This is a genomic window from Streptomyces sp. CBMA29, assembly GCF_014596445.1.
Classification (GTDB): Bacteria; Actinomycetota; Actinomycetes; order Streptomycetales; family Streptomycetaceae; genus Actinacidiphila.
Genome location: NZ_MECL01000271.1, coordinates 77774 through 96459 on the forward strand (window position 1 = coordinate 77774; position 18686 = coordinate 96459).

Sequence of the window (18686 nt, forward strand, 5' to 3'; positions counted from 1 at the left end):
GCCTTGTAAAGTGGATTCGTGAACGAGACACCCGCACGGGGCAGACCCCGCAGTGAGACCGCCCGCCGCGCCGTGCTCGACGCGGCGCTGCGGCTCTGCCAGGACGGCGGCTATCAGGCCCTGACCATGAAGGGCATCGCGGAGAGCGCGGGGGTCGGCCGCCAGACCGTGTACCGCTGGTGGCCCGCCAAGCAGGACGTCCTGCTCGACGCTCTGCGTGATCTGGGCCTGCGCAAGGCGGAGCATCTGGACCCCGACAGCGGCGACACGCTGCGCGACGTCCGGACGCTGCTCGACGCCGCCTTCGCGCTCACCCGCGAACTCACCGGCAAGGCGCTGATCGGACTGATGGCCGAGGCCCAGCACGACCCGGCCCTCTCACGGCGGCTCCAGTCCACGGTGATCGGGCCCCGGCGGCAGGCGCTCCGCGCACTCCTGGTCCGCGGGGTGGAACGCGGTGAACTGGCCGGGGAGGACCAAACACTGGACCTCGCGGTCGACTTCGCCTTCGGCACCATGTGGTACCGGCTGATCAGCCACCACGCGCCGGTGGACACGAGCCTGGCGGAACAGATCGCCACCGCCCTGGCGAAGCTGCTGAGCGCGGACGGGGCCACTGGGGCACGCGCGACCACAACCGTAGACGCGAGCACAGGCACAGCCACAACGGCGAAAGAGCAGGCACCTGTCAGCGCCGCGACCCCCGCCGCGCCCACTGCCGGTTGAGGAACACCAGCCGTACCGGGTCGGCCACTGTGCGGATGCCGACCAGCCCCTGCGGCCCGAACTCCGGTGCCACGACGGCCACCACGACATCCCCGGTCGTCGCCAGTACCGCCGCGTCGCCGTTGATCTCGACGATCCGGCCGCGGGTTCCCGCCGGTGCCTGGCTGATCAGTCCGGCCAGAAAGCGGGCCACTTTGGCGGCTCCCAGGGCGGGGCGCCGGGCAGTCCCCGGGACACCGCCGCCGTCCGACCAGGCCACCACATCGTCGGCGAGCAGTTCTGCCAGCGCCTGCTGGTCCGCGTGTGAGGCGGCCCGCATCAGGTCCTCGGCGAGCTGCCGTCGCTGCGACCAAGGCAGGTCAACGCCGGTGGCGGACTCCCGCACCCGTTGTCGTGCCCGGCGCCGCAGGGCGCGGCACTGAACTTCGGGCAGTCCGAGGACGACGGCGGTTTCCGCCGACCCGTAGCCGAAGGTCTCCCGCAGGACGTATGCGGTCCGCTCGGCCGACGACAGGCGTTCCAGCGCGACCAACCGCGCCATGGACACCGATTCCCGGCTCTCGACCGTCTCCAGAGCGCCCAGGGCGCCCATCGCGCCGCCCTCGGTGAGCACAGGTTCCGGCAGCCAGGAGCCCGCGTGCGCCTCGCGCCGGTGCCGCGCGGCCTGCTCGGGCACGGCCCGTATCGCGCCGAAGACCTCGCGGACCAGCTCGGGCAGCGCGTCGCCCGCGCCGGTGTCCGCCGTACGGGTGAGCGCGTGCCGTACGACCTCGTCCGCCGCGCACGCCGATCCGAGCATCCGATAAGCGGCCCCGAAAAGCCGCACCTGGTGCGGGAAAAGGGCGTGCCTATCGTCGGCCGCCACTGCTGTCACAGCAGAAGCTTCCGCCCCACCCGTGACAGCGCCGCCTGTATCCGGCGCGCGGTCGGCACCACCCGTGTCACCCGAGTCATCCGCTCTCAGACCGTCCACGCCTGCACCACATCCACCACGTCACCTGCCACGGACACCACATCGGTGTCGAGTTCGGCGCGCTCCGACAGCCGCGTCACCGCTCCCTCGCGGTATTTACCGCGCTCCGTCGCCGAATTCCACATGGACAGCACGAGGAAGTCGTTCCCCGGACCCTGGCCGAAGACGCCGCGCAGCATGCCGGGAGAGCCCGCCATGGCGGGATTCCACACCCGTTGCTGCATGGATGTGAAGTGGTCGACACGGTCCGGCCGCACTTTGCACAGGGCGACACGCAGGACGTCGACGTCGGTGAAGGTCGGTTCGAAGCCGACCTTCACGTCCAGCAGGTGCTCGAAGAGATTCACCGCGAGCATCTCGTAGGTGTCGCCCTGTGATGCGGCGATCCCGTCGTGCGGCCCGGCCATGAAGGCGTCGTAGGACCGCCGGCTGTCCCAGAAGGCGAAGAGATGCGCCATTCCGGGCTGGGCACGGCTCCAGCCGCCGCCCTGCCCTCGGAAGCCGGGCTGGTCCTTGAGCGCCGCCCACCTGCGCTGCCCCCGGTCGAACCCCGCCTGATCCACAACCCCGCAGCGCATCCACTTCACCAACACCGCGCCATCGTAATGGCGTTGACACCGGAGATCGTCCCCGTGCGAGGGAGGCAATTGTGTGACGGGCCGGAAGGGCCGGAAAAGGGCGGTGGCACCGGGTCGCCCCGGTGCCACCGCCCTGACCAGTCAGTTCAACAAGCGGGCCGCGCCCGGATGTCAGCTACAACCGCTCGTCGATCCGCAGCCCTCGCACAGGTAGCAGCTTCCCGCGCGGCGCATCTTGGTGCCGCAGGAGAAGCACAGCGGCGCGTCGGCGTTGAGGCCGAGCTGGATCTCCAGCAGCTCCGTGGAGTTGTGCGCTTCCTTGGGCGCCGGTACGGCCGCCGCCCCGGCTTCGGGCTTGGCCACGGCCAGCGGCTTACGGGGTTGGACATCGCGGACCTCTCGCGGCGCGGACTGCGCCAGGCCCTCGACGTCGACCTCTTCCTCGGCGGCCTCGTAGGAGCCGGTGTCCAGGTGGCGCTGCCGCTCGGGCGCGGAGTGGATGCCGAGCGCTGAGCGGGTCTCGAAGGGCAGGAAGTCCAGCGCCAGGCGACGGAAGATGTAGTCGACGATCGACTGCGCCATCCGTACGTCCGGGTCGTCGGTGAGACCGGCGGGCTCGAAGCGCATGTTGGTGAACTTCGAGACGTAGGTCTCCAGCGGGACGCCGTACTGCATACCGACCGAGACGGCGATGGAGAAGGCGTCCATCATGCCCGCGAGGGTGGAGCCCTGCTTGGACATCTTGAGGAAGACCTCGCCGAGGCCGTCGTCCGGGTAGGAGTTGGCCGTCATGTAGCCCTCGGCGCCGCCGACCGTGAAGGACGTGGTGATGCCGGGACGGCCCTTGGGCAGGCGCTTGCGGACCGGACGGTACTCGACGACCTTCTCGACCGCGGCGGGCGCCTCGGCGGCGGCCTCGGCCGGCTTCTCTTCCTTCTTCTTGGCCGAGAGGGGCTGGCCGACCTTGCAGTTGTCGCGGTAGATCGCGAGCGCCTTCAGGCCGAGCTTCCAGCCCTCGAAGTAGACCTCCTCGACCTCTTCGACGGTCGCCGTCTCCGGCAGGTTGACCGTCTTGGAGATCGCGCCCGACAGGAACGGCTGGGCGGCGGCCATCATCCGTACGTGACCCATGGCGGAGATCGCGCGCTCACCCATGGCGCAGTCGAAGACCGAGTAGTGCTCGGGCTTCAGGCCGGGGGCGTCGATCACATTGCCCTGTTCGGCGATGTGGGCGACGATCGCCTCGACCTGCTCGGCCTGGTAGCCGAGCCGCTTGAGGGCCGCGGGCACCGTGTTGTTGACGATCTGCATCGAGCCGCCGCCGACGAGCTTCTTGAACTTGACCAGGGCCAGGTCCGGCTCGACGCCCGTGGTGTCGCAGTCCATCATCAGGCCGATGGTGCCGGTCGGCGCGAGCACCGACGCCTGCGCGTTACGGAAACCGTTCTTCTCGCCCAGCCGGACGACGTCCTGCCATGCCTCGGTGGCCGCGGCCCAGACGGGGGTGTCCAGGTCGTCCACGCGGGTGGCGGTGCCATTGGCGTCGGCGTGCTGCTTCATGACGCGCTTGTGGGCGTCCGCGTTGCGGGCGTAGCCCTCGTACGCGCCGACGACCGAGGCCAGTTCGGCGGAGCGCTTGTAGGAAGTGCCGGTCATCAGCGAGGTGATGGCACCGGCGAGGCCGCGACCGCCGTCGGAGTCGTACGCGTGGCCGGTCGCCATCAGCAGCGCGCCGAGGTTGGCGTAGCCGATGCCGAGCTGGCGGAAGGCGCGGGTGGTCTCGCCGATCTTCTGGGTCGGGAAGTCGGCGAAGCAGATGGAGATGTCCATCGCCGTGATGACCAGCTCGACGACCTTGGCGAAGCTCTCGGCGTCGAAGGACTGGTGGCCCTTGCCGTCGTCGCGCAGGAACTTCATGAGGTTGAGCGAGGCGAGGTTGCAGCTCGAGTTGTCGAGGTGCATGTACTCGCTGCACGGGTTCGAGGCGGTGATCCGGCCCGTCTCCGGCGAGGTGTGCCAGCGGTTGATCGTGTCGTCGTACTGGATGCCCGGGTCGGCACAGGCCCACGCGGCCTCGGCGAGCTTGCGGAAGAGCGCCTTCGCGTCGACCTCCTCGATGACCTCACCGGTCATCCGGGCGCGCAGCCCGAACTTCGAGCCGGACTCGTACGCCGTCATGAACTCGTCGTTCACACGGACGGAGTTGTTGGCGTTCTGGTACTGCACCGACGTGATGTCGTCGCCGCCCAGGTCCATGTCGAAGCCCGCGTCGCGCAGGGCGCGGATCTTCTCCTCTTCCTTGACCTTGGTCTCGATGAACGCCTCGACGTCGGGGTGATCGACGTCCAGGACGACCATCTTGGCGGCGCGGCGGGTGGCGCCGCCCGACTTGATGGTGCCCGCGGAGGCGTCCGCGCCGCGCATGAAGGAGACCGGTCCCGAGGCGTTGCCGCCGGAGGAGAGCAGTTCCTTGGAGGAGCGGATCCGGGAGAGGTTCAGGCCGGCGCCTGAACCTCCCTTGAAGATCATGCCCTCTTCCTTGTACCAGTCGAGGATCGACTCCATGGAGTCGTCGACGGACAGGATGAAGCAGGCGGAGACCTGCTGGGGCTGAGCCGTGCCGACGTTGAACCACACCGGGGAGTTGAAGCTGAACACCTGGTGCAGCAGCGCGTAGGTCAGCTCGTGCTCGAAGATCTCGGCGTCCGCGGGGGAGGCGAAGTATCCGTGGTCCTCGCCCGCCTTGCGGTAGGTGAGCACCACACGGTCGATGAGCTGCTTCAGGCTCTTCTCGCGCTTGGGGCTGCCCACCGCGCCGCGGAAGTACTTGCTGGTGACGATGTTGACCGCGTTCACCGACCAGGAGTCGGGGAACTCGACGCCACGCTGCTCGAAGTTGATCGAGCCGTCGCGCCAGTTGGTCATGACGACGTCACGGTGCTCCCAGACCACTTCGTCGTACGGATGCACGCCGGGGGTGGTGTGGATGCGCTCGATGCGCAGGCCCTTGCTCGCCTTGGATCCCTTGGTACGGGAACCGCGTGCCGGGCCGCTCGTCGTCTCTGTCATTCCGCCTCCCTATACGGGCGAAAACGCCCTAATGTGCGCGGATCTTCCCGCAACACGGTGATGTCTGCCGCCTCGGCGCACCTGGCGCTCCGGCAAATCTGTGGGTCCCCGCGGTTCCGCTCAGTCGGCGGCGACTGCGGGCGTGGGGACTCCGAGGTCCTCGTCGAGCCCGCCGGGAGTGGTGGGTGGCAACTGCTCGCGCAGCTCCGTAATGGCCGTCTCGAAGTCCTCGAGCGAGTCGAACGCCCGGTAGACCGAGGCGAAGCGCAAATACGCGACCAGGTCGAGGTCCTGGAGCGGACCGAGTATGGCCAGTCCCACGTCGTGGGTCGACAGCTCGGCGCTGCCGGTGGCCCTGACCGCCTCCTCGACACGCTGCCCGAGCTGGGCGAGGGCGTCCTCGGTGACGGGGCGACCCTGGCATGCCTTGCGCACGCCCGCGATCACCTTGCTGCGACTGAAAGGCTCGGTCACTCCGCTGCGCTTGATGACCATCAGTGACGCGGTCTCGACCGTGGTGAAACGGCGACCGCAGTCCGGGCACTGGCGACGGCGGCGGATCGAGGTGCCGTCATCGGTGGTACGGCTGTCGACGACGCGGCTGTCGGGGTGCTTGCAGAAGGGGCAGTGCATGGTTCCCGGCTCCCTTCCTCACCCGCGGTGAGCGCACGACAAAGTGGCCTTCGGGGAGCCTTGCCAGCCCCTCGAAGCAGTCCCAAGCATAGGCGATCCCGCGGAGTTTGGGGTCGTCGGCCCCCCGCGAAACCACTACGGGTGGTGGCTGGTGCATATACAACCACTAGATCTGGGGGCGACGGGCAAACACCGCCGCTCCGCGTGTCGCACTTGCGGCCGGAGGTGAGCCTAGGGGAAGTGTCGTGACGGCCCGCCGCCGGGGCACGGGTGGCAGACTGAGCCGCACGAAGCCCCCGGGACACTCGGCGGGACGCAAATAATCGAACGCTCATTCGCCCGATACACCCGATACCTTGATCACGTCAGCGGATTTACGCAGATTCACTCGAACGTGTGTTTGGCGCAACCTTTCGAAACCCACTACCGTTGTACTAACTGCCCGCGACTGCGAAGCGGGCCGGCCGCAGTCCATGCGGTGGGAGAACATCGAAAAGGGGCCGCCGTGACCACCACCGCAGACAGCGCCACATTGACCGCCCATGACCGCTCCCAGGATCGGACCGGCCCGTTGGACGTGACAGGCGAAGACAACAGCCCGAAGCCCGCACGATCGCTCCCCGGGCGGCCCCCCGGTATTCGTGCCGACAGCTCCGGGCTCACCGAGCGGCAGCGGCGCGTCATCGAGGTCATCAGGGACTCCGTGCAGCGCCGCGGATATCCGCCGTCCATGCGCGAGATCGGCCAGGCCGTCGGCCTGTCCAGCACGTCCTCGGTGGCCCACCAGCTCATGGCACTGGAGCGCAAGGGCTTTCTGCGCCGCGACCCGCACCGTCCCCGCGCGTACGAGGTCCGCGGCTCCGACGGCGGCCACCCGCAGCCCACCGACACGGCGGGCAAACCCTCCGCCTCGTACGTGCCGCTCGTCGGCCGGATCGCGGCGGGCGGCCCGATCCTCGCTGAGGAGTCGGTCGAGGACGTCTTCCCGCTCCCCCGTCAACTGGTCGGCGACGGCGAGCTGTTCGTGCTCAAGGTGGTCGGCGACTCGATGATCGAGGCGGCGATCTGTGACGGCGACTGGGTGACGGTACGCCGTCAGCCCGTCGCAGAGAACGGGGACATCGTCGCCGCGATGCTGGACGGCGAGGCCACCGTGAAGCGCTTCAAGCGGGACAACGGCCACGTGTGGCTGCTTCCGCACAATGCGGCGTACCAGCCCATCCCCGGCGACGAGGCGACGATCCTCGGCAAGGTGGTGGCGGTGCTCCGCCGGGTCTGACCGACCCCAACGACCGGGCCCCGGGACCTCTGCGCCGGTTCCGGGGCCCCGCCATGCCCGCTGAGCGGCCATCCTCCTGTCGGCTGAGCCGTACGACTCCCCTCGTCAGCCGCCGACCTGAAGCCCCGCCCCGGTCGGCCCTGTCCCCGTCTCCTGTCCCCGCCCCGTCAGCCGACGACCGCCGCCGTCGCCGCCGCGTCGATCGCCGCCAGAGAACGCCGCACCTGATTGCGGTCCGTCGTATACCAGAGGTCGGGCATCGAGGACCGCAGGAAGCTGCCGTAGCGGGCGTTGGCCAGCCGTGGATCGAGTACGGCGACCACGCCGCGGTCGCCCATCGCCCGGATCAGCCGGCCCGCGCCCTGCGCCATCAGCAGGGCCGCGTGGGTGGCGGCGACGGCCATGAAGCCGTTGCCGCCGTGTTCCTCGACCGACTTCTGCCGGGCGCTCATCAGCGGGTCGTCCGGCCGCGGGAACGGGATCCGGTCCATCACCACCAACTGGCAGTTCACGCCCGGCACATCGACGCCCTGCCACAGCGAGAGCGTCCCGAACAGACACGTCTTGGCGTCCTGCGAGAACGTACGGATCAGCTCACCGAGCGTCTCCTCGCCCTGGAGCAGTACCGGGTGGTCCAGGCGGCCCCGCATGGCCTCCGCGGCGGCCTGGGCGCCGCGCATGGACGAGAACAGCCCGAGGGTACGGCCGCCGGCCGCCTCGATCAGCTCGGCGAGTTCGTCGAGCATGTCCTCGCGGTTGCTGTCCCTGCCGGGCTGGTTGAGGTGCCTGGCGACGTAGAGGATGCCCTGCTTGCGGTAGTCGAAGGGCGAGCCGACGTCGATGCCCTTCCACTGCGGGACGTCCTCGCCCTCGGTGCCCTCGGGGGCCAGGCCGAGCGAGGCGGCCACCCCGTTGAAGTCGCCGCCCAGCTTGAGGGTGGCGGAGGTGAGCACCACCGAGCGCTCGGTGAAGAGCTTCTCGCGCAGCAGTCCGGACACGCTCAGCGGGGCGACCCGCAGCGAGGCCCCGTACCGGTCGTGCCGCTCGCACCACACCACGTCGAACTCGGAGCCGAGCACCAGCCGCTCGCTGACCTCGTGGATGTGCTCCACCGCGGCGAGGGCCTGCTTGCGGACCGCGTCCTCGTCCTGCACGGACTTGTCGCGGGTGTCGCCGATGGCGGTGATGACCTGGCGGCAGGCGTCACGCAGCGCCGCGAGGACGTACCCCAGATCCTCGGGGATCTCCTCCAGGCGTCCCGGCAGGGCCAGCTCCATCACGCGCTCGAAGCCTTCGGCAGCGGTGAGCAGGGCGTCCGCGGCCTTCTCGTTGACCAGCCGGGACGCGCGCTTGACCGCGCGGTTGACGGCGCCCGGGGACAGCTCGCCGGTGGCGGCCCCGGTGACGCGGGAGACCAGTTCGTGCGCCTCGTCGATGATCAGGACCTCATGGCCCGGCAGGACCGGGGCGCCCTCGATGGCGTCGATCGCCAGCAGCGCGTGGTTGGTGACCACCACGTCGGCCAGTTTGGCGCGCTCGCGGGCGGCCTCGGCGAAGCACTCGGCGCCGTAGGCGCACTTGGTGGCACCCAGACACTCGCGCGAGGTGACCGACACCTGGCTCCAGGCGCGGTCAGAGACGCCGGGAGTGAGGCCGTCCCGGTCGCCGGTCTCGGTCTCGTCGGCCCAGTCGCGCAGGCGCAGCAGGTCCTGGCCGAGCTTGCTGGTCGGCGCGGCGGCCTCGAAGGGGTCGAAGAGACCGTCCGCCTCGTCCTGCGGCACGCCCTCGTGCAGGCGGTGCAGGCACAGGTAGTTGGAACGGCCCTTGAGCATCGCGTACTGCGGCTCACGGCGCAGCAGCTGCTTCAGCGCGTCGACGGTGCGCGGCAGGTCGCGCTCGACGAGCTGGCGCTGGAGCGCGAGGGTGGCGGTGGCCACCACCACGCGCTCGCCGTGGGCGAGCGCGGGCACCAGATAGCCGAGCGATTTTCCGGTGCCGGTACCGGCCTGGACGAGCAGATGGGACTGGTCGTCCACGGCGGCCTCGACGGCTTGGGCCATGGTGACCTGACCGGCCCGCTCGACACCTCCGACGGCGGTGACGGCGGCGTGCAGCAGGTCGGTGAGCGCGGGTGGGGGCGTGGCAGTCATAGGGAGGCAAGCCTAGAGGGCCGCACTGACATCGCCGTCCGCGCCGGGCGCCGCGGATCGTTCCGGTCGGGCGGTGATAGCTTCTGGACACATGCCGTTCGAGCGCCGCCTGACTCTGGATGCCTCCGCCGCGGAATATGTGATCGACGTCGCGAATGTGGTGCGTGAACCGGCGCTCGGCGGGGAACGGGCGGCGGATCTGGCCCGGTTGTCGGGTCTGCTGGACGCGCTGGCGGAGTTCACCCGCGATCCCGCCGTCCAGGTGTACGCGATCACCGACCGCTCCCTGCTGACCGACGGCCGTCTGACGCCCGAGGAGCGGCAGGGCCTGGACCGCTGGTATCTCGAAGGGCTGCTGGAGGTCCTGCCGCGGGCGGACGACCGCATCCTGGAGCTGGCCGACGCGCTGGAGTTGCGGGTGGTCAGCGCGGACAATTTCCTGGACTTCCACCGCGCCTATCCGTGGATTCCCGGCAACCGGGACCGTTTCCTGCGGCCCTTCCTCAATCCGGACGGTGTGATCGGCGTACGGCCGCGGATCATGCCGGTGCCTCCCGAGTGGCAGGTCTCCCGCAAGGAGGAGGAAGGGCTGCTCCTGGAGGCGGGCGTGTACCGGCGCTGGGACCGGTCGGCCCACCGGGCGGTGCTCAGCCGTGACTGGCGCTGTCCCGAGGCCGACTGCCCGCTGTTCGGTTCCGCCAGCCGGCCGAGTACCGCCCTCCCCCGCCGCCGTAAATCCCAGGTTCTCTGCCCGACGCACGGACTGCCCCTGGCGGACGCGGGTCCCCGTCCGTCCCGCGCCCAGGTGAAGGTGGTCATGGACGGGACGGTGCGGGGCCGCTTCATAGTGACGGCGGGCGAGCCGCTCGCGGTCGGCCGGGCGCCCGCCGACGGCGGTGTCGTGCTCGGCACCTGGATCGACGACACCGAGGTCGAGTCGGTGAGCCGCACCCATGTGATGGTCAGTTACGACGGCACAGGGCTGAGCGTGGTGGACGAGCGCAGTGCGAACGGCACCTGGGTGCGGCGCCGCCGCCCGGCCGGTGACGAGCTGGTGCCGCTGCCGCACGGCGCGCTGTGGCATCTGCGCCAGGGTGATTCCGTCGTCCTGCACGAACGGCTGGAACTGCTGCCCAGCGGCCGTCAGTTCGTTTTCGAGGAGGACCCGGCGGAAGGTACCGTCGGACCGCGGGTGAGCGCGGACGCGGCGGGTCCCACCATGATGGCCGTACCGTGGCCGCCGGGGCAGGCGCCCGGGTGAACCGGGCCGCGACGGCGAACGAGCGGGGACGAGGACGACGTGTCGGGGGAGATCGGGATCGGTACGGTCCTCAGCGACCGGTACCTCCTGGAGGAGTCGCTGGGCGGCGGCGGGTACGGGCAGGTCTACGCGGCTCTCGACCGGAGTCTCGGGCGGCGCGTCGCGGTGAAGGTGCTGACGCTGCACGCCGATTGGGGTGACGGCGAGCGTGACGAGCGCCAGGGCCGGTTCCGCAGGGAGGCGATGGCCGCCGCCGCGCTGAGCCATCCCAATGTGGCCACCGTCCATGACGCGGGCGAAGACCGGGGCAGGCCGTTCATCGTCATGGAATTGCTGCGCGGCGCAGACTTCCGCCAAGTGCTGCTGGACCGCGGCGGACTGCCGGTGACCGATGTCATCGCCTATGGCGCTCAGATCAGCGCCGGGCTGCGGCACGCGCATGAGCGCGGGCTCGTCCACCGGGACATCAAGCCGGAGAATCTGATGCTTCTCCCGGACGGCGTCGTCAAGATCTGCGACTTCGGCCTGGTGGCGCACCGCGACGACAGCGCCACCCGGTACACCGACCCGCGGGCGGTCATGGGCTCACCGCCGTACTTCTCGCCCGAGCAGGCGCGCGGCGCCGAGGTGACCGCGCGGTCCGACCTCTATTCGCTCGGCTGCGTGCTGTACGCGATGCTCGCCGAGGGGCCGCCCTTCTCGGCCGGGACGTCCGTGGGATACGCGTACATGCACGTCCACGAGACGCCGGAGCCTATCGAGCTGCGGCGTCCCGAGGTACCCGCCGGACTCGCGCGCCTGGTGCACCGGATGCTGGCCAAGAAGCCGGACGACCGGCCCGCCGACGCCGGGGAGGTGGCCGAGCGGCTGCGTGCGCTGATGCGGCCCGCTCCCGTACGGCGCAGTCCCACGGTGCTGGACCGGAGCGCCGGCCATGTGCTGTGGGCGCTGCTGGAGGACGCCGAGGGGCTGCTCGCCGCGGACCGGTTCACCGACGCGGACGAGCGCTACTGGCAGGCGCTCCAGCACATCACGCGCCAGGGTGCGGAAAACGAGGCCGCGCCATTCGCGGCCCTTTTCGGCAGGGCACGGGCCCTGGAGGGTCTGAACGGCACGGCCGCCGTCGTCCGCCGCTTCGAGGAACTGTCGGCCGACGCCGCGGAGGCGCTGGGCCCCGAGCACCCGCTGGCTCGTTGTATCGCCGCCTATGCGGAGGTCAGAGCAGTACGCGGACGGTGACGTCGGCGGCGAGCCGAAGAGTGTCGCCGGGGCGTACGGACGCCCGCTCGCCGGGCGCGAGCCGGTAGCCGTGGACGAAGGTGCCGTTCGTGGAGCTCTCGTCGGAGATCCAGGCGGAGCCGTCGGGCTCGACCCCGACCGTGGCGTGGATACGGGACAGATTGTCGTGCGCGGCGAGGAAGGGCACGGCGGGGCAGTACTTCGGGTCGCGGCCGAGCCGGATCGAGTTGCCCGGCTCCACCGGGACGATCTCACCGCTGGGGAACCGCAGTCTCAACGCCCGCGGCGGTGCGTCCCTGCGGGTCTCCAGGGGGCGGGGCAGCGCTCCGGGGATCACGTTGATCACGCGGGTGTGTTCGGAGTCGGCGCCGTGGGTACTCGGCAGCAGGGCGGTCGGTTCCGGGGGTGCCTCGGGGGCTGCTCCCTGTGGCGGGGTCTGCGTGACGCGGGCCGCGGCCACCAGCGAGAAGGGCACGAAGCAGCCCTGGCAGAGCAGTTGTCCCGGCCGCACGGCCGTACCGCACTCCGGGCAGGGCTCGGCGCCCGCTGCCTCCCGCATGCCCGCCCCCACCTTTCCGCGGTGATTCCCGTACGCGTTCCGTACGCGTTCCGTACGGGATTCCGTACCGGGTCCCCGTGCTCGGATCGTATCGGCTCGGTCGCGGCGCCCTTCAGGGACGGGGAAGGCGGAGGGGATTGGCGACCGTGCCGTGCACGGCGGCGTGCGGGCGCTGCGACCGGTCGCGGTAGCCGTCGAGGTGCAGCCGGTTGCGGTTGAGGCAGAGCCGGTCGATGCGGGGCGTAAGGAGGTCGAAGGCGGCGAAACGTTCCTTGAGTTCGGGAAAGCGCTCCTGATGGCGGATGATCTCGTCCCGCACCAGGGTCCAGAATTCGGCTTCGGGCACGTTCAGTTGTGCTTCGCACAGGGGCGCGAGATAGCGCAGGACGCCGATGAAGAGTCCCGCGTGGATGAACTGGGTGAGAAATTCGGGCCGTTCGGTGAGCAGTACCCGGCGTACGTCGTCCGGCATGCCGTCGTGTTCGGGCAGCGGGTCCGCGGAAACGTTGATGTCGTCGACGAAGTCCTTCACCGCGAGGCGTACCGGGATGTCGTGCTCGTCGTAGACCACGATGGTGTTCTCGCCGTGCGGGGAGAAAACCGTGCCGTATTGGTAGAGAAAACGCAGCAGGGGCGGCAGCAACGCCGCGAAGAGATGGCGCAGCCATACGCGGGGCGCGAGACCGGACCGGTCGACGAGTTCGGCGGTGAAAGATCGCCCGTTCGGGTCGGTGTGCAGCAGCGCGGCGAGGGTACGGGCGTGCTCTCCCGGTTCCAGGTGGGCGGCCAGCGGCTCGCGCCAGATGCAGCCGAGCAGTTCGCGGTACTGGTACGGGACGGTGGGCAGCCGGTTGTACTGCGGGTGTTCGACGGTGACGGAGGCGACCTCGCCGAGCAGGATCACCCGGGTCTCGTCCCGTAGGAAGGGGTCGGCGTCCCGCAGTTCCCGCACCCAGGCAGTGACGGCCGGTGCGGCCAGCGTGCGTTCGGTGGGAAGGCCGCGCCAGACGAGGGTGTTGAGGACGGACAGCGGGAGCTTGACGGTGCGCCGGTGCGGGCGGCTGGTGTTGAGGAAGGTGCGGATCGACTGCTGGGGCAGCCGCAGGTCGTTGTCAGTGGTGAGGTGGAGGATGGATCCGTCGCTGATCGCGGGGGCGAAGAGCGGCGCGATCACCTGGTCCCACTGCCAGGGGTGGACGGGCAGCAGCAGGTAGTCGGCTGGGTCGCGGTTCCGGTCGGCGATGGTGTGCCGGAAGGTGTCGAGGATGCCGGGGGTGAGCTCTTCGGCGTAGAGGAGATCGGGGGTGGCGAGCGTGGAGATACCGCGGTACTGGGCGAGGTCGCGGTGTACGGCGATCCAGGGCAGGCGCTGCGGCTTGCGTGCCTCGGGTGCCCAACGGGCGGCGTCGGCGGCGGAGAAGCCGATACGTCCCTTGTTGGCGACCAGCCAGGGGTGGCCGGTCTGGTGGCCTTCGAGGTCGGCGTAGTCCAGGTCGGCGAGTTCGGCCGCCGTCAGCGCGGTGCTGTCGAGCCGCACGTCGGCGCGGAGCGTCGCGAGGAGTTCCTGGATCAGGTGCCCTGTGGTGTCGCCGCTCAGGCCGAGCACGCTCTCGTGGCCGTGGAGCAGGAAGTGCAGCGGGTCACCGGTCGGCGTGATGCTGTCCGCGTCCACGTACCAACTGCCGTACGCGCCGCGCCGGGCACGGAAGCGGTAGGTCACGTCCGGGCTGAGCCGTAGCCGGTACGCGGTCGGGCCCTCGGCGGGCTCCGGCTCGGGGACGATCACCTCCTCGTACGCGAACTCGGCGAGCATCTTGGCCAGCAGGCGCCTGGCCGCGTGCTGCCAGACGGCGGAGTCGGGAGCGGAAGGGGTGAGCACAGTGGGGCTCCTGCGGTGGGGACCTGGTGACCTGGAAGGCAGGGGTGAGGAGGGTTCGGGGAACCGCCGTCGCGGCAGCCGCCCGAAGGACGCGGTGTCGGGCGCGCAGGCGCTGCCGGCCGGGCTCAGAGCCGGTGGCGCAGGGAACGGTCGCGGATCATGAGGGCCGCCCGCTTGCCGGGCAGTTCGAGTTCCGCGGACAGGCGGAAACCCGCCGTGAGGAAGGCCGCGACGGAAGGAGTGTTGCGCAGGTCGGGCTCCGCGATCACGCGTGGGCAGCCGGGGCGGTGGTCGAGGATGATGTCGCACACGGCGCGCAGCAGTGTGCCGCCGAGGCCGCGTGCCCGGTCGGCGACGCCGCCGATGAGCAGGTGGACGCCGATGTCGTGCGGCCGGGCCGGGTAGAAGCGGGCGACCGGGTCCAGATCGGCGCTGTAGATCTCCCAGTAGCTCATCGGGGTGCCGTCCAGCACGCCGAGGCAGGGCACGCTGCGTCCGTCGCCCTCGGTCTGGCCGCGCAGGTGCCGCTCGGTGACGCGCTCGTCGCCGGCCAGTTCCCAGAATTCGGCGACGGCCGGGTCGTTCATCCAGCGGGTGAGCAGCGGCAGGTCACGCTCGACGCGGACCGGCACCAGCCGGAAGGAGCCTGCGGGGGTCTCGACGGCCGGCCAGGAGGCGGCCGCGCCGAGGAGTCCGGGCCTCGCGGCGCCAGCCGGGTCCTGGGCGTCCGGTTCGGCGGCGTCGAACGCCGTCGCGGCGAAGAGGGCCAGGACCTCGGGCGGCAGCTTCAGGTCGAGGGTGTCCTCGGTACTGGAATCGGCGGGTGTCACGGAAGCTCCTTCCTCTCCTGAGCGGGGTCAGGTCCTGGTCGGGGTCCGGGCCGGTTCCCGGCGGGGATCCGGCACGGATCCGAGGGCGAGGACCGGGGACGGGCGCGCGGTCGGACCGTGCGCTCAGACGGTCAGCGGGTTGGGCATGGTGATGTAGACCGACTGGGTGTCGACCGGTCCGACGAGTTCGTCCATTCCGTGCAGCCTGGTCAGCAGATTGGCCTTGCTGCGCAGTTCCGGGGCGTCCAGCAGCCGGGCGGGCAGGCTGCTGCGGCCTCCCGCGGCGGCGGCCAGGAAGCGGCGGAAGGCGGCGAGCAGCACCTGCTCGTCCGCGAGCCGCTGGGAGCCGAAGGCGCCGATGAGACCGAGGACGTTGTTGACGCCGAGGTAATAGGCGAGCCTCTCGTCCGCGACCTCGTCGGCGACGAAGGTGTCGCTGTCGGCCCCGATGCCCGGCTGCTGACGTTCCAGTTCCGCGCGGTGCGACTCACGGAAGTAGTACCCCTGGTTGTCGCGGTAGCGCCCGCCGCAGGGCCAGCCGGAGGCGTCGAGCAGGACGAGGGTGTTCTGCTGATGGGCCTCCAGGGCGATGCCCGCCTCGCCGTCGAGCCACAGCACGGGCCGTACGACGGCGTCGAGGTAGCGCAGGAACCACTCGGTGGCAACCGCCGTCGCGGGCCTTCCGGTGCGCTCCGCGAGGCGGGTGACGAGCATGGCCAGCCGGGAGCGCAGCGCGGGCGCGGGAACGCCGGGCCAGGGGCGCGGCGAGGTGAGTCCCGCCACGCAGTGCGCCTGGTCGCCGGGGCCGAACGGGCTGTGCCTGAGCACGACGTCCAGGCCGGGCACCGGTGTCCCGTCCGGCGTGTCCACGCCCAGCCAGGCCGGGTCGCGGACGATGTCGAAGCCCGGGTGGGCGGCGTGCCACCGCGCGACGAGCCCGCCGCGCAGCAGCCGGTGCACCTCGGTGCCGCGCTTGAGTTCCTTGCGGAGGTTCTCCCTGCGGGAGTTGGTGATGCGCAGCGCCAGGGAGAGCTTGAGCATCGCGGGCGCGTCGGGCCGATAGACGGTGCGCACGGATGAGGTGGGGTACCAGGGGTCGCCGACCGGGCCCAGGTCGCGCAGCAGTCCGGCGTCGAACAGCCGCTGGGCGGCGGGCCGGTGCATGATGTCGCGCGCCTGCCAGGGGTGCAACGGCAGCGGCGCGGTGCCTGCCGGGCAGGCGAGTTCGGGCCCGGCCATCGCGGTCAGCAGGTCGGCGGCCGGTACGGGCCGGCCGCGGTCGGTCCACGCGGAGTCGGTGGCGAGGACGGCGGCGTCCACGGCGAACCAGTGCAACGCGAATGAACCGCGCGTCTCGGGCGAGTACGCGGCGCTCTCGCTCTCGCTGAGCCCTTCGCGGGCCTTGGGCGCGGGATGCGTCGGGTGGCCGAGGAGCAGGGCCTGTTCCGACTCCAGGAAGGGCAGTTCCGGCTCGGGCCTGCCGGGACGCGCACGCCGCTCGCTGACGAACGCGGCGGTCCTGCGTACCGAATCGGCCACCCTCGCCACCAGGTCGTCGCCCTCGTCCGCCGCGCCGCCGCCTTCACGGGCCAGGAGCGCGGCGAGCGCGACCGCGGTCAGCGGGCGGCTCGGGGCGGTTGTGAGGCGGACCGGTCCGAAGCGGTGGTGGCCGGTGGCCGACCAGCGCAGGACAGCCGCCTGGGCCTGCGTGCCGCTGGCGGGCAGCGGGATCCGCAGCAGGCTGTCGGCGGGCTCTGTGAGGCCCGTCTCTCGGACCCAGCAGCGCAGCAGGTTCTCGGCGCCCGCCGCGTCGGCGACGCGGTACGGGTCCGGGTGCTCCAACGGGTCCGGATCCTGGTCGGCCGCGGCGGCGCGCGGTCGCTGCACCGGTACGGCGGCGGCCAGGGGCACCGCCGTGCCGGGCGGCATGGGGGTGCCGGGGTCCACGGGTGCGGTCATGCCAGGGCTCCACTCGTCGGTACCGCGCGGCGGCGCGGCTTCTCGCGGTCGGTCCGCCGGGGTCATACGGTGCCGCCTCGCGTCGCGGTCCGCGCGGCGTCGATGGCGGCGGCCAGCCGGTCGAGCACGGCTTCGGTCTGTTCGTCGGTGATGGTCAGCGGGGGCAGCAGCCGGATCACGGCGCCGTGCCGTCCGCCCAGTTCGACGATGAGTCCGCGGCGCAGGGCCTCCTGCTGGACGCGGGCGGCGAGCAGGGGGGCGGCGGGAAGCGCTCCGTAGTCGTCGGGCTCGGCCTCGGTGTCGACGAGTTCGACGCCGATCATCAGACCGCGTCCTCGGACGTCGCCGATGCAGTCGTGGTGCGCGGCGAGTCCGCGCAGGCGGCTGAGCATGCGCGCGCCGACGGTCTCCGCGCGCTCGTGCAGCGCGTGCTGCCGTACGAAGCGGAGCGTGGCCGTGCCGGCGGCCATGGCGAGTTGGTTGCCGCGGAAGGTGCCCGCGTGGGCGCCCGGCTGCCAGGTGTCGAGCTCTTCGCGGTAGACGATCACGGCCAGCGGGAGGCTGCCGCCGATGGCTTTGGACAGCACCATGACGTCGGGCACGATTCCGCTGCGCTCGACGGCCCAGAAGGTGCCGGTACGGCCGACGCCCGTCTGCACCTCGTCGACCACCAGCGGGATGCCGCGCGCGGCCGTGATCTCGCGCATCGTGCGCAGCCAGGTGTCGGGCGCCGGGATGACGCCGCCTTCGCCCTGCACCGGTTCGAGGAGCATCGCGGCGGGCGGCTGCACCCCGCCCTTGGGGTCGTCGAGGAGATGCGCGGTCCAGCGCGCCGAGAGCTCGGCCCCCCGGTCGCCGCCGATACCGAACGGGCAGCGGTAGTCGTACGGGTATGGCAGGCGGGTGATCCGCGCGTCCGCTTCGCCGACGGTGCCGCGGACGGCCGTGTCACCCGTAGCGGCGAGCGCGCCGGCCGTCATGCCGTGGTAGGCGCCGGAAAACGCGAGGAGTCCGCCGCGCCCGGTGGCGATACGCGCGAGCTTGATGGCCGCCTCCACCGCGTCGGTTCCGGCGGGGCCGCAGAACTGGATCCGGCCGTGCTCGGCGAGTTGAGGCGGCAGCGTCTCGAACAGCGAGGTGGTGAAGGCGTCCTTGACCGGGGTCGCGAGGTCCAGGACGTGCAAGGGGGCGCCCGAGTCCAGGACACCCCTGATGGCCTCCAGGACGACGGGGTGATTGTGGCCGAGTGCGAGCGTTCCCGCGCCGGACAGGCAGTCGAGATACCGGCGGCCGTCGGCGCCCTCCACGGTCATCCCGCGGGCGCGGACGGGTACCACCGGCAGAGACCGCGCATAGGTGCGCGCGGCCGACTCGCGCTGCGCCTGCCTGCGGAGAATCGCCTCCCCCGTCATGGATTCGTCGGCCGGTCCCTGGGCGGACACCTCGGCCGATGCCGCCAGTCGTTGTCCCGGCGCGCTCGAAATGGCGGCCACGTGCTCACTCCTCCGGGTCGGCGTCCAGGCAGTCGTCCCCCGTCCGTACTAACGACTG

14 protein-coding genes are annotated in these 18686 nt (G+C 71.1%); 4 read left to right on the top strand and 10 right to left on the bottom strand.

Translation table 11 applies throughout. The annotated features are described in order from the left end of the window. Positions 1-18: 18 nt before the first annotated feature. Positions 19-726, top strand: coding sequence for a TetR/AcrR family transcriptional regulator (locus BGM09_RS36725; RefSeq protein ID WP_188286095.1), 708 nt, complete (start codon positions 19-21; stop codon positions 724-726). Here the strand turns inward: BGM09_RS36725 and BGM09_RS36730 are convergent. The 4 genes from BGM09_RS36730 to nrdR form a co-directional block, all read right to left on the bottom strand. Then, positions 689-1525 (bottom strand): sigma factor-like helix-turn-helix DNA-binding protein, encoded by an 837-nt coding sequence (locus BGM09_RS36730; RefSeq protein WP_188286096.1) that lies wholly within the window; start codon positions 1523-1525, stop codon positions 689-691. The genes BGM09_RS36725 and BGM09_RS36730 overlap by 38 nt on opposite strands. Positions 1526-1686: 161 nt before the next feature. After that, positions 1687-2292, bottom strand: coding sequence for a YdbC family protein (locus BGM09_RS36735; RefSeq protein ID WP_188286097.1), 606 nt, complete (start codon positions 2290-2292; stop codon positions 1687-1689). Between the two features lie 156 nt (positions 2293-2448). Further along, positions 2449-5346 (bottom strand): vitamin B12-dependent ribonucleotide reductase, encoded by a 2898-nt coding sequence (locus BGM09_RS36740; RefSeq protein ID WP_188286098.1) that lies wholly within the window; start codon positions 5344-5346, stop codon positions 2449-2451. 120 nt (positions 5347-5466) lie between these two features. Then, on the bottom strand, positions 5467-5979 hold the full coding sequence (nrdR, locus tag BGM09_RS36745) for a transcriptional regulator NrdR (RefSeq protein WP_188286099.1): 513 nt from the start codon (positions 5977-5979) through the stop codon (positions 5467-5469). A 505-nt stretch (positions 5980-6484) separates the two neighbouring features. Between nrdR and lexA the strand changes: the two genes are divergently transcribed. Continuing rightward, entirely contained in the window at positions 6485-7258 is a 774-nt protein-coding gene (lexA, locus tag BGM09_RS36750) for a transcriptional repressor LexA (protein ID WP_188286100.1), read from the top strand. A gap of 167 nt (positions 7259-7425) precedes the next feature. Here lexA and BGM09_RS36755 read toward each other — a convergent pair whose 3' ends face one another. Next, positions 7426-9408, bottom strand: coding sequence for an ATP-dependent DNA helicase (locus tag BGM09_RS36755; protein ID WP_188286101.1), 1983 nt, complete (start codon positions 9406-9408; stop codon positions 7426-7428). 91 nt (positions 9409-9499) lie between these two features. Here BGM09_RS36755 and BGM09_RS36760 point away from each other — a divergent pair, with 91 nt between their 5' ends. After that, positions 9500-10669, top strand: coding sequence for an FHA domain-containing protein (locus tag BGM09_RS36760; RefSeq protein ID WP_188286102.1), 1170 nt, complete (start codon positions 9500-9502; stop codon positions 10667-10669). 39 nt (positions 10670-10708) lie between these two features. Then, the gene (locus BGM09_RS36765; protein WP_188286103.1) at positions 10709-11908 is read left to right on the top strand and encodes a serine/threonine-protein kinase; all 1200 of its coding nucleotides are present in this window, start codon (positions 10709-10711) and stop codon (positions 11906-11908) included. On the opposite strand, the gene BGM09_RS36770 is transcribed toward BGM09_RS36765, so the two are convergent. From BGM09_RS36770 to BGM09_RS36790, 5 genes are all read right to left on the bottom strand, one after another. Further along, on the bottom strand, positions 11886-12467 hold the full coding sequence (locus BGM09_RS36770; RefSeq protein ID WP_188286104.1) for an FHA domain-containing protein: 582 nt from the start codon (positions 12465-12467) through the stop codon (positions 11886-11888). The two genes, BGM09_RS36765 and BGM09_RS36770, sit on opposite strands and share 23 nt — an antisense overlap. A 112-nt stretch (positions 12468-12579) precedes the next feature. After that, on the bottom strand, positions 12580-14346 hold the full coding sequence (locus BGM09_RS36775; RefSeq protein ID WP_317453036.1) for an IucA/IucC family siderophore biosynthesis protein: 1767 nt from the start codon (positions 14344-14346) through the stop codon (positions 12580-12582). A gap of 125 nt (positions 14347-14471) precedes the next feature. Beyond that, on the bottom strand, positions 14472-15176 hold the full coding sequence (locus tag BGM09_RS36780; protein ID WP_188286105.1) for a GNAT family N-acetyltransferase: 705 nt from the start codon (positions 15174-15176) through the stop codon (positions 14472-14474). A gap of 123 nt (positions 15177-15299) precedes the next feature. Next, positions 15300-17201, bottom strand: a complete 1902-nt coding sequence (locus BGM09_RS36785) for an IucA/IucC family protein (protein WP_411158418.1) — start codon at positions 17199-17201, stop codon at positions 15300-15302. Then, positions 17198-18547 carry a diaminobutyrate--2-oxoglutarate transaminase gene (locus tag BGM09_RS36790; protein ID WP_262928446.1) on the bottom strand — a complete coding sequence of 450 codons (1350 nt, stop codon included), beginning with the start codon at positions 18545-18547 and terminating at the stop codon, positions 17198-17200. The genes BGM09_RS36785 and BGM09_RS36790 overlap by 4 nt, the downstream gene beginning before the upstream one ends. Positions 18548-18686 lie beyond the last annotated feature (139 nt).

Bases quoted from the DNA above. Each gene is read 5' to 3' on its own strand.
- BGM09_RS36730 (WP_188286096.1), bottom strand. From the start codon at position 1,525: ATGCTCGGATCGGCGTGCGCGGCGGACGAGGTCGTACGGCACGCGCTC.
- BGM09_RS36740 (WP_188286098.1), bottom strand. From the start codon at position 5,346: ATGACAGAGACGACGAGCGGCCCGGCACGCGGTTCCCGTACCAAGGGA.
- nrdR (WP_188286099.1), bottom strand. From the start codon at position 5,979: ATGCACTGCCCCTTCTGCAAGCACCCCGACAGCCGCGTCGTCGACAGC.
- BGM09_RS36755 (WP_188286101.1), bottom strand. From the start codon at position 9,408: ATGACTGCCACGCCCCCACCCGCGCTCACCGACCTGCTGCACGCCGCC.
- BGM09_RS36760 (WP_188286102.1), top strand. From the start codon at position 9,500: ATGCCGTTCGAGCGCCGCCTGACTCTGGATGCCTCCGCCGCGGAATAT.
- BGM09_RS36770 (WP_188286104.1), bottom strand. From the start codon at position 12,467: ATGCGGGAGGCAGCGGGCGCCGAGCCCTGCCCGGAGTGCGGTACGGCC.
- BGM09_RS36785 (WP_411158418.1), bottom strand. From the start codon at position 17,201: ATGACCCCGGCGGACCGACCGCGAGAAGCCGCGCCGCCGCGCGGTACC.
- BGM09_RS36790 (WP_262928446.1), bottom strand. From the start codon at position 18,547: ATGACGGGGGAGGCGATTCTCCGCAGGCAGGCGCAGCGCGAGTCGGCC.